Raw genomic sequence first — 12,301 nt, 5'->3', positions numbered from 1 at the left:
CGCCAGAAAGCGGGGCAGCTGATGGCGTTCGATCCTTCAACGCTACATCGAGAAGCGCAGAAAGCGCCGCAAGTGCATCGATCCTAACAAGCGGCTGAGCTGTCAGAAACCCGGCGTCATGGCATGCCGTCCGGTCGAACATCCATGCGGGAACTTCCAGCCAACGGTCTGCTTGCGATCCGTCCAGGGTGCAGCGAAAAACGACATCGTCGGCCTTGTCGATGGCCCCATGAACGCAAACTCGGCGCCCAAACCAAGGATGATGCCGATAAAGAACCTCGCGAAGAACGGTCCTGTGGGCGTTCTCAAACGTCGTTGTACAATCGCCGCCGTCCCCATTCGAGCCTCGACGGCAGCACACCGGATCACGCCGACTTCACCTCGCTGCCAATCCGCTTGGCCCGAACCCCGGCAGAGGCTCCACTTATCAAAGCGGAGAGTCTGTTCAGACAACCGGGACCAGCTCTGTTCGAGTACGATCTGGCCCTCGTCCTTGGGGCGGTGACTTGCACCAACAGCGCTCAGCGCTCGACCTGCCTGGCACGGTCATGAGGGGCTGCGTGAACGGCCTATCGACTAACCCTAAAATTAGCCGGGCCATCGCGAACAGAGGATCGATACGTAACTCGGATCGACCGTTGGCAAGCATCGGGCAATTGACAGCTCCGCGACAGGCCGGATCTGGCCCTGCCAGGCGTATTTAAGTGATGCGCCGAAGATTCAGCGCATCATCTTCGCCTGCCGAGGCGCTAGCCGCGGTCCCGCAGGTTGTTTCTTGTCGAAATCCTCGATAGTTTCTAGCTCAGCTCGAAAAGCTTGCGTGGGGCACTTGTTAATACTTCGACGCCGGAGCCAGTGACGCGGAATGTTTCGCTGAGGACATAGCCGAAATCCTCATCCATCCAATTGCCCAACATTAGATGGAAGGTCATATTTGGCTTCAGCTCTGTCATGTCTCCATCCTTGAGGCTAGCGGTGGGCTCCAGCCAGCCAATCCCATGTGCGTAGCCACAACGGGAATCCTTTTTGAAACCATGTTTCTCAATCACGCGATAAAACGCATTGGCGACGTCGCTACAGGTAGACCCTGGCCGGACTACACCAAGGGCGGCTTCAAGACCTGCTATCTCTGCCTCATGTAGGCGACGCAAACGGTCAGAGGGTGCGCCGATCAAGAACGTGCGCATAATGCCGGCACAATAGCCATGGCGCATGCCGCCGAGTTCAAGGTTGATCTGCGAACCATCCCGAAACACATCTTCGCTCCACGAGATATGCGGCGTACCGGTCCGCGGCGACGAGCACAAGCTGATGTTCGGCACCCTCGTTGTCCCCGGCTTGCCGTTGGCGCCGCGCACCAGCGTTCCCATGATTTCGGCGATCGCGTCAGCTTCTCGCACGCCAGGGCGTATGACTTCAGCAGCACGCATAATTGCCGCGTCTGAGATGGACGCAGCTTCTCGCATCACGGAGATCTCGAGATCGGATTTGACGAGTCGGATCCAGGTTACCGCATTGGTGCAATCCACGATTCTGGCATTTGGCAGTCGCGCCTTGAATTTTTCTGCGGCCTCCGCCGACATTCCCCTCAGCTCGAGCCCGATACCGCGGGTTGCAGAGCCCATGTCGCTGAGACAATCAATAACCGCATCGTAGCCATCCTTGTCCGGGTTGCCAATGAGAGCTTCCGGATAGCCGATGATCTTACTGCGCTGCATGAACGTCTGATGGATGGCTGCCGGCGCGTCTTGGCGACGTAGAATGAATGTCGGCTCCTCTTCATCGAGCGAAACCACAAGACCTTGGGGCACATAACCTGAGTTAGCTGTATACCCAGTGAGATAGGTGATGTTGCTGGCGTCGGATACGATTAGCGCCTCGATATCGCGCTTTCCCATTTCTGATTTTACTGCGGCAAGCCTTCGCTCGTATTCTGTCCGCGGGAATGCCTGCGGTCCTTTGCTGATTGTCATCGTCTTGGCTCCATTTAAGGTTAACTTGAGATCGGCGAGAGTCGGATTTCGAATTCGATCGGGCGCGGCTACTCAACTTTCGAATGCCGAGCCGGCTCCTGCAGCCTCCGCCCGTGCGAAAGCCAATATTGCAATGGCAGTGTCCTGGATGCCGCTGCCAGTGAGATCGGCGATGCTGAGTTGCATCTCGCTCTTGCGCCCCATTTTCGAGCCGGCAACGATTTCCCCAAGTTCTGGAAAGCCTAGGTCGGCCGCGACGGCGCCAGCGGAAATAGCGTGGTGGAGCTCGCCAAAGCATCGGGTCTGCCTAAGGCTGTCCGCGATGTAGAGATCCGCCTTTGCAATCGCGGCGGGATCGAGTTCATTTTTGTGTTCGGCGTCGGAGCCCATGGCGGTCACGTGCTGCCCGGGTTCCAGCCATGCTCCGCTCAGGATCGGTTGTTCGGCCGGCGTCGTCGTCACGATGATATGCGAGCCAGCCACGGCGTCTGTCGGTTCCGGATGTGCGGTCACGGGAAAGCCCAGTTCCGCGGACAGCTCCCGCGCGGCCGTTCTGGCCTTCGAGGCATTGCGCGCCCAGATCCGGGCTTCACTGATCGGCCGCACCAGCGCGAGCGCGCGCAACTGCAACTTCGCCTGAGTTCCGGCACCGAAGACTGCTGCCACCGAAGCATCCTTGCGGGCGAGATGCTTTGCCGCGACCGCTCCTGCCGCGGCCGTGCGCACGTTCGTCAAGTATCCGTTGTCCAGCAACAGCGCCTGTACCACACCGGTTTGACTGGAGAGCAACACCATCATGCCGCTTGTACTCGGTAGCCCAATGTTCGGATTATTGAAAAAACCGGGGCTAATCTTGATAGCGAAGCCGTCGAGGTCTGGCACATAGGCCGTCTTAACGTCCACCTCGCCCCGATGCTCAGGAATGTCCAGCCGGAGGATGGGCGGCATCGCTACCGCCTTGGTGGCGAGCGAACGGAACGCATCCTCCACGCATTGTACCGCCCTGAGATCGAGCGGCACGATTTGCCTAAGCTGGCGCTCAGTCAGAATCGTTATCCTCGGCATCAGAACTCCTGCCCAAAGGGATTGCTAACCCTGTTCACGACGCGGCGATGCAGGTTCATATCGATATTGCGGCCTGAGAGCACGAGCGCGACGGGTCCTCGCAATGACGATACCTTGTGCGCGAGCAGGGCCGCGACCCCGACAGCTCCGGCACCTTCCATGATTTCGCGTCGCCGGATTTCCAAGGTCGTATTCTCTGGTACTAGCCGCGACATGCAGATAGTCGCACGCGATCCCGCAGCCCGGGCTGCATAGGAAAGCGCGCGACCGTGATTCCGGTCGAGGCAGCAACCAGCCCCCGTCTCAGTTGGGATTTGGTGAGCTTGCGGATCGCATTCGTCGCACGGCGTAACTTGAACCTGCCGATCAGCTTGATGATGCTCATGCTTTAGACTCACTGGAACGCCGCAAATATCCGAGAGCGTTGGCGAGTGTATGAGGGGCGTCGCCAGGATGTGAGGCAGGATGCGCCTGCGCGCATCTTGAATGACGTCGAGATCGATCATGGACATTTTCAACTCGAAATATTGCGAGCACACCCATCGGCTAGGCGCTCCGCGGCCAATAGGCGCCCAAATCCGCTGATAGGCTTGCGATAGCCGGCGAGGCGGAGCGCGTCCCAAGCCATCGCCTGAGAACTGGTGATCACCGGGATTCCGATCTCCTTTTCCAGGCTATTGATGTGCGGCACGATCGGCGTTGCGGTGCAAGAGATGAAGATCGCATCCGGCAATACAGTACGAATAAGAGCATTGGCTGCGCTAAAGATAGAGTCGCGATGCAACTCGCCGATTTCCGCGTCGGTCGACTTCCCAAAGGTGCCATGGGTTGTAATTTCGAACTCATTTTCGCGAAAGAATGGAAGGAATGAGCCGTGCAGAGCAAGCTCATAAGGCGTAAGCAGCGCTATCCGTTTTGCTTTCAAGTGCTGCAGTGCTGCAACAGCAGCTACGGCCGGAGAAGTGTATTTCATGCCGGCTCTCGCGCCGGCAAGTTGCGATAGCAGGCTCTTCATACCCATTACGACGGTGGCACTCGTGCAACCGAAAGCCAGAACATCGAACCGGCCGGCGGGCGGTAGCGTGTTTACGACATCAGCGAACGATGTCTCCAAAGAGAAGCCGCCACCGCTGTGGTTATAGGCGCTCCTGGTTGTAAAGACTGTCACCTCATCTGCGGGCATGATCGACGTAAAGGCGTCGCCTCCCACCTCATCTGTCGAAAGGAGGATGAGCCCGATACGGGCTACTGCCTTTGATGGTGTTGTAATCCCTTCGAAGATAGTCGTGCAGTTCTGCTCGTCCATAGTTTCCCTCCGGGGCAAGTGTGCGTTGTATAAGTCTGCCGATTGGCGTGCTTTGTTCGCGGAAGATCAACTGATTTGGGGTGATGCTTTCCCAATCGTGGGTAAAATCGAAGAGCGTTCGGAAGGAAGAACAACCCTGCCACGTCGCCATAGTCCTTGGATACTGCGTAAGACGTCTGCCCTCCCATCCAACTCGCAACAGCTCTCGATCTCCGTCTGCTCTTAGAGCACCGACATGTTCGTTTGACGCCGCCTTCCCAGTGCGTAACGCTGCTCGAGAAGCCGCAGCGCCACGACGGAAGGTATACTGACCGCCATGAAGAAAGCGCCGACCAAAGTGATTGGTTCGAGATACCGGTAGTTGATGTTGGCAACGATGCGCGCTTGGGACATTAATTCGACAACGGTGATCACGGAGAGTAGCGGCGTCTCCTTGAACATGGAGACGATGTAGTTGGCGAGGGCAGGCACCATTGGGGGTACGGCCTGCGGGATGATGACAAACCTCCAAACTTGGAAGCGGGTCAAGTTCAGCGCTCTCGCAGCTTCCCACTGACTGCGCTCCACATTATCGATGCCAGCGCGGTAGACTTCCGATGTGTAGCTTGCATAGTGTATCCCGAGCGTAGTCACGCCAGCAGAAAGTGGGCTGAGAACAATACCAAGATCTGGTAACATGTAAAATATGACGTACAGCTGAACGAGAAATGGCGTACCACGCACGAACTCAACAAAGTAGCGCAGAACCGACGCAGCAATCGGTCCGGCCGAACGCCTTGCAACGGCAATTGCGAGACCGATGAGCATGGCGAGAGCGGAACCGAGCAGGCTCGCGAGCACAGTGATCTTCACTCCCTCAGCAAGCTGAGGAAGTATCTGGAAAGCGAAGGCCCAATTCCAATCCATCCTATATCCTTCCGATAGGTGGGTAGCGAAATGCTGATCGAGAACGCCCGTTAGCGTCTAGATGCCCATTGCCCGCGCAAAGTAGATGACCAGTAAAGTGAGATGCGGGAGAACCATCGCACCTGTCTTGAGAGGCGCTCTCTGCTCGCGTTAGGTGTCGCTAGACGCCGCTCGAGCCGGCGCATCAGCGTCGAAATAAGGATCGCCAGTACAAAGTACGCGACGAGTATCATGAAGTACGGGATAGCGGTCTCGCCTGTCTGGGCGCGCACGGTCTGCGCGCGGAAAGCCATGTCTGAAAGAGAGATCAACGACACAATAGAGGTGCTCTTGAGCAACTCGACTGCGCTATTCGAGAAGGGGGGAATCATTAACAGCAACGCTTGCGGCAACAGAACGTGCCGAAGGCGCTGCCAGCGCCCAAGATTGAGTGCAACGCAGGCTTCGATCTGCTCACGCGGTAAAGCTAGCATTGCACCGCGGACGATTTCCGATGCGTAGGCGCCGGAGTTCAGGCCTAGAATGAGAACGGCAGCCTGGAATGGGGTCAACGAGAAGCCTGAGAGAGGAAGGACGAAATAGGCCCAGAAAAGCTGGACATACATCGAGGTGCCGCGGAAGAATTCGATGAACACGGTCGCTGGCAGACGCAACCAAGAGGACCTGAATAGCCGCGCGAACCCGGTCGCGAAAGCGACGGCTACAGCTAGCAGGTTTCCAAGCACGGTAAGTTCTATCGTGAGGAGCGCACCCGACAGGATGACGAAAAGGAATTCGGCTGACGCGGGCATTCAGAGACTCAGTCCTGGAGCGACGATCTTGCGCAAGAAAAGCCTAGTTCGTTCTTGCTGCGGATTCCGGAATATTTCTCTTGGTGGTCCCTCTTCGACTATACGACCGCCGTCCAGAAACAGGACGCGGTCGGCGAAGTCGCGCGCAAAACTCATTTCATGGGTCACAAGCAACATCGTCATGTCCGTATCGATGGCGAGCTTGCGCAGTACATTGAGCACCTCCTCGACAAGCTCGGGGTCCAAGGCGGAAGTCACTTCGTCGAACAGCATGACTTTCGGTTTTAATGCGAGCGCACGCGCAATTGCCGCTCGCTGCTTTTGCCCGCCGGATAATTCGGCGGGCAAGGCATGGGCCTTGTTAGCCATGCCAACCATTTCGAGCAGATCCATGGCCAGATCCTTGGCCACCGCCTCGACAAGTCCGTGCGTAAGTACTGGCGCCATCGTGATATTACGCAGGACGGTCATATGCGGGAAGAGATTGAATTGCTGAAAGACCATTCCGATGCCGGAGCGCATCTCGTGGAGATGCGCTTCGCGTCGCTGCGGGCTTAGGATCGCCGTTTGTGGACTCCAGAGGGGCCTGCCCCCGACGAGAACGCTACCACTTTCAATTTTCTCAAGAGTCATCAAGATACGCAAGATTGTTGTCTTGCCGGAGCCAGAGGCGCCAATCAGCGCCAGCTTCTCTCCGGGGGATACGCTGAAGCTGAGATCGCTCAGAACAGGATGCGCTTCGTAAACTTTGCGGACGTCGTCGAATTGTACGATAGGCGTCATGTTGGTTACCTAAGGGAGCGTTCAAGGCTGGGAGCTGATCGGCTGGATCAATAAAAACAGTACGTCGCCGTCCGGCAATAACGCCGCGCATTGGGCCGGCGTCAAGCGCGTCCGAATCTCGCGGCGACGTCAATCACTTGGCGCAAAGCTGCTCAGTCGTAATCTCGCCGACACCGATAGTACTCTCGTCCCGGCCGTACTTCTTCATCATTTTCATGTATGTTCCGCTCGCAATGATCTTGCGCAGACCTTCGTTATAAGCGTCCCGGAGCTCAACATCATCCTTGCCGAATGCCGCGGCGGCGCAGGAGAGTTTCGTGCCAGTGACACGGACGAATTCCGTTACTGCCAGATCGCTAAGCCGTTTCTGCAGATCAGACGCGGTCGTACTGTCGTTTGCGAAAACGTCGATGCGCTTGTCGGCTAGTAATTTCATCCCGCTAGTGCCATCAGGGTAGATGAGGATATTGTCGGCCTTGACCCCCGCTTCGATGGCCAGCCGTTGTTCTGCGCACCCGCCGCAGACGCCTATTTTAAGGGATTGATCCGCAACATCCTTGAAGGAACTCACCTTCCCGGCCAAGGCCACCGGCAAAACAAACCCATGACCACCACAACTTACAGGATTTGAGAAGATGACGGCTTGGCAGCGCTCGGGCCGAACAAAGAGCGCGCCTGATGAGGATAGAGTCGCCCGCTTCGATTGGATAGCCGGGATCATGGCACCATACTCCATCACTTGACCGGTGAACTTGGTGATGCCGACCTCCCTCAGGATTGCCTCGTCACGCTCAGGACCGAGACCAGCGGGCGTGCCATCTGGATTCAGCTGCATCCACGGCGGCTCGTTGGCGATGGCTATCGTCACTCCACCCGATCTCGCTTCATCCAAAGTTGTCGCAGATGCAGAGTAAGTCTGCAAAGTGCACAGCGTCCCGACTAGGAGGGTGGCCAGAACTAGGCCAACGCTAAACGTACAGAATAGGACAATACGTTTGTAGATCATGTTGTTCCTCGTTTGGTTGATCGCCCAGTGTATTTTCCAGGGCACAGAGATCTACGACGCACGTTCTTTGCCCTCGTTTTGAGAGAGGCAAGTCGCCCCCAGTTATGGTCGGGGTGCGCCCTTAACTTCATTTCGAGCAGCCGGCCAGGAGGGACCACAACGTTCGATAAGACGATCATTGAAAAGGACTACTAGCCAAGGCACCGCAGCTGATCGCATCGGGCGCACCAACGGGCTCGAGCGGACCCGGATGCTGCGCGTTCATGTTCCCTCCTCTTCGTTGTTGTTCAGCGGCGCTGCGCCCCGGACTCTCTTGCTGCTTAATACCAATATTACGGCCGCTCCAAAGCTGAAGTTCTTCAATGTCCGGCCAATTGCGGCTGAAATTCTGCACGCAAATCGTAGATCCGGAGCTTTTATCCAACTAAGCTCGAGCCGTTTGCTTCGGCATTCCGAGCTCCGCCTGTCGCGCGCCGTGGAAAACTGCCCCATCGGCGTCACGAGGAATTGCCCCCTCCTTGGATTGCCGAGGAGAGAGCGAGTGAACAAGGAACGAATCACGGAAGGCTCGTCGTGGATTGATCCGCGGGGCCGGTGATGAAAACGCCGGATGATGTGGCGGAAATGTCGCCCTGAGGGCGTGCGGGTGGGTCTGAGGCGGATTGGCGCGACACCTGGGCTGCAGCCACCAGACGGTGAAGGACTACGCGGTGGCGGGCGGGGTGAAGGTGTTCAAGTCGCCTGAGCGCCAGAAGCGGCTCGACGGCCTGAAGGTTGGCTGCGCGAGAGGTTCATTCGGCATTGCGGCAATGCGGATGGTGCGCCAGCGCCTATTGGGCGAAAATAGCGTGGCAGTCAGCCGGCCAACTCTGCAACGCACCGTGCAGCCGTATCGCCAGGCCCTTAAGGCCGATGCGCTGGCGACGACGCGGTTCGAGACACCCCTGGGCCGGTAGCTGCAGATCGACTGCGGCGAGCGTCTGGTCGAGATCGGCGGGGTGAAGATCAAAGCATTCGTGTTCGTGGCGACGCTCGGGCATTCGCGGCGGCTGCATGTCCGTGCTTTCCGGGGCAAGAGCAAGAGCACTGGTTCACCGGGCTCGAGAGTGCATTCACAACGAGATCTCTCCCGACCTCAGCACCTTCCGAACCGTGTTCCGCGACACCTTCAGGTCACGGGCGATCTCCTTGATCGTCTCGCCCTTGATGAAGTGCGGCCGGATCCGGGCAATGGGCTCCACGATCAGCGTCCCCCACCACCTACTTTGTTACGAAGCAGGCAGCGCAACAGGCCAATCTGTAGGGGTTCAATTTTGGGCTCTGACGCATATTCGATGATCGTGATTGTTTTTATGGCCCGCCAATCAGCCTTGCCTGAAGGAGATCGAGCTTAGCGCGCCCGTACATCTGCCGTTTCACCAGCTTGAGCTTGGTGATCTGAGCTTCCACTTGGCCATTGGACCATGGTTGCGTAATTGCGGCGTGCACCGCGCCCTTATCGTTGGCGATTCCATTCGCGAACGAGGCAATGAGGCTCCGCCTGGATTCATCAATCCAAGGTTCGAGCTCCATCTCGGCGTTCTTTCGGATCATCGCGTGGAAGCGGCCAACGAGAGCTTGGGCATCGGCCAGCATAGGAACGTTTTGTTCGATGACCGCAAGCGTGACGGTCTTCGCCCTGGTTAGGTGGTCGCGCTTCGTCGTCATCAGCTGCGCTATCGTCCTGGCGGCGGGGACCTTCTGCAATTCTTGATGGCTGAAAGTCTCGGCACGCCGCCGTCGCATCGCCCATTCCGCCACCACGCGCAGCGGCCCCTTGAAGCCTTGTCCCTTCAAACGGCGCCAGAGTTCGGGACCATTGCGACAGCCGCCTGACCACTGCGCGTCCCGGAACGCCAGATGCCCGTCCAGGGTGCTTTGACGGGCGCGGAACATATCCGTACCGCCGCCGCGGCTGATTTGGTGAACCAGATTGCGACTATGTCCTGGACGATCTCCTTGAGCGGCACACCCTCGCTGACGAGAGCCGCAATTGCGGCATGGCTGTCCTGGCGCCGCAGAGAATTCGCGCCGCCGTAGGGTTTGCAGATGCCGAGTAACAAGGCCGTCGGAATGGGCGCTTTGGTGCACAGTCGTCTGAAACGTCATGTGTGGGTCACGCACGGTCAATTCTTGAAATGATCGAGGAATTCAGGATAGTGGTAATGTACAAAGATTTGCGCCGCATTTCCCTACCGTGTGGAGGAGTTTCTGCAGCGCGCATGGGTTTGGCGACGGAATGCACCTGAAGTACGCTGGAGCGAAGCGTGCAATACGATCGGATCGACGCCCGCATCCTGGAGATCGTACAAAAGAACAATCGTCTGACATCCGAGGTCATCGGCGAGATGGCCGGCCTTTCTGCTACGGCCTGTCAACGGGCGATTCGTCGGAATAGCAAACCGGGCCTTGACGCGATCGATGATAACCATCGTCTTAAATCCCTTCTGTCAGGGTTCTCGTAAAAAAAACGCCGGGTGAACTGCTCGTAGTCCTCCATAGTTCGGGCTGTAATGTAGAGAACGACGTCGGCATCGCCAGTGACATAGAACCCGTTGACGACCTCCGCAGACAATTTGGAGCGCCTTCTTAAACTTGTCGATAATGTCTGAGCGCTCTCGCTCGAGACTCACCAAGACAAGCATCTGAATGAGCCCGCCAACCGCCTTGCGCCGGGATCTCGATGCTGGTTGTGATAAGGACCGGCGCGCGAACTTCTGATTACATCGGCCACAGCAGACAGAATGTGCAGCGATCGAGTTGAGTCGCCTTGCTGGTGCCGCCATCGACCCTGACGAGGTCTGTAGTCGCTCCCCACAATTTCAAGACGCAATGGATCCGATTGTCAATACTCGCAGCTATAGAACGAGATACGGGCTGTCGAGCGCGAACGAGACGAGACTACCTGGGCGGGCCAACTTCAGCCATTTGTCAGAGCCGTAGGAACTTTGCCTTCTCGCTGAGCAAGTCACGTTTGCTCTGGTGTGGTTTGCACCAAAAGCGGCGGGTCAATCCGAGCATGGAGGCGGCACAGAACCCGACATGACCAAGTCTTCTAAGCCGGTTACGTTTCGCCCCGATGGCATTACCGCTCCGCTCCGCCAGCTCATTTTCCGACGGATTCTGGCTGGCGAGCGTACTTGCCAATCTTGGCGCCCTCATTCGGAGTGTCGGCGCGGCGTGGGCAATGACGCAGATGACTTCGTCAGCTGACAAGGTCGCGCTGGTGCAGACCGCTCTGATGTTACCGGTGATGCTGATCTCGATGCCGGCGGGCGCGATTGCCGACATGCACGACCGACGAATCGTGGCGCTGGTCTCGGTCGGAGTAGCGCTCACGGGGGCGGCGACACTGACAATCCTTGCCTGGGTTGGCCTGCTTACCCCGGACCTGTTGCTGATCTCGTGTTTTGTGGTGGGCACCGGAATGGCTCTGATGGATCCTGCTTGGCAGTCTTCAGTCAGCGAGCAAGTGCCGCCGGAGACACTTCCGGCCGCGGCGCTGAACAGCATCAGCTACAATGTCGCGCGAAGCGTCGGCCCGACCATCGGCGGAATCGTAGTGGCAGCCGCGGGCGCGGTCGCGTCGTTCGCGCTCAACACGCTGCTTTATATTCCGCTTCTTGTAGCGCTATTTCTATGGAAGCGTGTCTCAGAGCCGAGTCGTCTGCCGCCCGAGCGGCTTAGCCGCTCCATTGTTCCGGCGTGCGCTACATCAACAACTCGCCTTCCATCAAGATTGTACTGCTTCGTTCAATGGTTATGGGGGTGATCGGCGGCGGGATTATTGCGCTTATGCCCCTTGTAGCCCGCGATCTCCTGCAAGGTAGTGCGCAAACATATGGCATAATCCTCAGCGCTTTTGGTCTAGGTGCAAGTGGTCGGCGCGCTCAACATTACCCCGATACGGAAACCTATGAGCGGCGAATCGGCAATCCGCGCCTGCGCGTTGTCTAGAGCTATCGCCCAAAGTTGGTGACGGCGGGAATCGGAAAGGCGGCATATCGTGGGGGTGCTTGACGCCTCCACTTCTCCACCGAAGGAGCGATATGCCGTGTCCAAGGATAACGTCATCCATCTGATTCAGCCAGGAATCTTCGACGATCAACTCACAGAAGTCTTGCGCAACGGAGCGCGTGCCCTGCTGGCCCAGGCGGTCGAGGCCGAGGTTGCAGACTTTCTAGGCCAGCATGCCGATTTGAAGACCCGGGACGGCCACCAGCGCGTCGTCCGCCACGGTCACCTGCCGGAGCGCGAGGTGATGACCGGCATCGGTCCGGTCGCCGTCCGCCAGCCGCGTGTACGCGATCGCGAAGCGGACGCCGCCGATCCTGAAAGTTCGGTGGACGTCGATGCCAATCACCCGTCGCATTCGCACCTCCTGCCAATCAGACCACATGACGGGAGCTACGGGCGACACGACAACTACGGA

At 57.9% G+C, this 12,301-nt stretch carries 9 protein-coding genes and 6 pseudogenes; 4 read left to right on the top strand and 11 right to left on the bottom strand.

The features are described from left to right. Positions 1-797 precede the first annotated feature (797 nt). The 8 genes and pseudogenes from IVB36_RS39905 to ehuB form a co-directional block, all read right to left on the bottom strand. The gene (locus IVB36_RS39905) at positions 798-1,973 is read right to left on the bottom strand and encodes a Xaa-Pro peptidase family protein (protein WP_247395198.1); all 1,176 of its coding nucleotides are present in this window, start codon (positions 1,971-1,973) and stop codon (positions 798-800) included. A 72-nt stretch (positions 1,974-2,045) separates the two neighbouring features. Then, complete coding sequence (gene eutC, locus IVB36_RS39900) at positions 2,046-3,038, bottom strand: ectoine utilization protein EutC (RefSeq protein WP_247395197.1); 993 nt, start codon at positions 3,036-3,038, stop codon at positions 2,046-2,048. After that, a pseudogene (locus tag IVB36_RS39895) lies at positions 3,038-3,544 on the bottom strand (pyridoxal-phosphate dependent enzyme). Before IVB36_RS39895 ends, eutC begins: the two are co-directional and overlap by 1 nt. An 8-nt stretch (positions 3,545-3,552) precedes the next feature. Continuing rightward, positions 3,553-4,344, bottom strand: coding sequence for a hypothetical protein (locus IVB36_RS39890; protein ID WP_247395195.1), 792 nt, complete (start codon positions 4,342-4,344; stop codon positions 3,553-3,555). A gap of 222 nt (positions 4,345-4,566) precedes the next feature. Further along, positions 4,567-5,250, bottom strand: coding sequence for an ectoine/hydroxyectoine ABC transporter permease subunit EhuD (gene ehuD / locus IVB36_RS39885; protein WP_247395193.1), 684 nt, complete (start codon positions 5,248-5,250; stop codon positions 4,567-4,569). A 50-nt stretch (positions 5,251-5,300) separates the two neighbouring features. Next, entirely contained in the window at positions 5,301-6,041 is a 741-nt protein-coding gene (ehuC, locus tag IVB36_RS39880) for an ectoine/hydroxyectoine ABC transporter permease subunit EhuC (RefSeq protein ID WP_247395189.1), read from the bottom strand. Continuing rightward, on the bottom strand, positions 6,042-6,824 hold the full coding sequence (gene ehuA, locus IVB36_RS39875) for an ectoine/hydroxyectoine ABC transporter ATP-binding protein EhuA (protein WP_247395188.1): 783 nt from the start codon (positions 6,822-6,824) through the stop codon (positions 6,042-6,044). It lies immediately after the preceding gene. A gap of 133 nt (positions 6,825-6,957) precedes the next feature. Further along, positions 6,958-7,830 carry an ectoine/hydroxyectoine ABC transporter substrate-binding protein EhuB gene (gene ehuB, locus IVB36_RS39870; RefSeq protein WP_247395187.1) on the bottom strand — a complete coding sequence of 291 codons (873 nt, stop codon included), beginning with the start codon at positions 7,828-7,830 and terminating at the stop codon, positions 6,958-6,960. A 662-nt stretch (positions 7,831-8,492) separates the two neighbouring features. Between ehuB and IVB36_RS39865 the strand changes: the two genes are divergently transcribed. Next, entirely contained in the window at positions 8,493-8,786 is a 294-nt protein-coding gene (locus tag IVB36_RS39865) for a hypothetical protein (RefSeq protein WP_247395186.1), read from the top strand. A 171-nt stretch (positions 8,787-8,957) separates the two neighbouring features. Here IVB36_RS39865 and IVB36_RS39860 read toward each other — a convergent pair. Both IVB36_RS39860 and IVB36_RS39855 read right to left on the bottom strand, forming a co-directional pair. Next, positions 8,958-9,077: pseudogene (locus IVB36_RS39860) on the bottom strand (helix-turn-helix domain-containing protein); the annotation flags it as partial. A 103-nt stretch (positions 9,078-9,180) separates the two neighbouring features. Further along, positions 9,181-9,765 carry a transposase gene (locus IVB36_RS39855; RefSeq protein ID WP_247395184.1) on the bottom strand — a complete coding sequence of 195 codons (585 nt, stop codon included), beginning with the start codon at positions 9,763-9,765 and terminating at the stop codon, positions 9,181-9,183. Positions 9,766-10,136: 371 nt separating this feature from the next. Here IVB36_RS39855 and IVB36_RS39850 point away from each other — a divergent pair. Next, positions 10,137-10,262: pseudogene (locus tag IVB36_RS39850) on the top strand (AsnC family transcriptional regulator); the annotation flags it as partial. Here the strand turns inward: IVB36_RS39850 and IVB36_RS39845 are convergent. Further along, positions 10,260-10,538: pseudogene (locus IVB36_RS39845) on the bottom strand (Lrp/AsnC family transcriptional regulator); the annotation flags it as partial. The pseudogenes IVB36_RS39850 and IVB36_RS39845 sit on opposite strands and share 3 nt — an antisense overlap. 373 nt (positions 10,539-10,911) lie before the next feature. On the opposite strand from IVB36_RS39845, the pseudogene IVB36_RS39840 reads away from it, so the two are divergent. Continuing rightward, positions 10,912-11,824 (top strand): annotated as a pseudogene (locus IVB36_RS39840) (MFS transporter); the annotation flags it as partial. A 99-nt stretch (positions 11,825-11,923) separates the two neighbouring features. Beyond that, positions 11,924-12,301: pseudogene (locus IVB36_RS39835) on the top strand (hypothetical protein); the annotation flags it as partial.

The organism is Bradyrhizobium sp. 35, from assembly GCF_023073215.1.
Taxonomy (GTDB): domain Bacteria; phylum Pseudomonadota; class Alphaproteobacteria; order Rhizobiales; family Xanthobacteraceae; genus Bradyrhizobium; species Bradyrhizobium canariense_D.
Note: the sequence above shows the minus strand (reverse complement) of the source record. Positions and strands in the feature narration are given on the sequence as shown.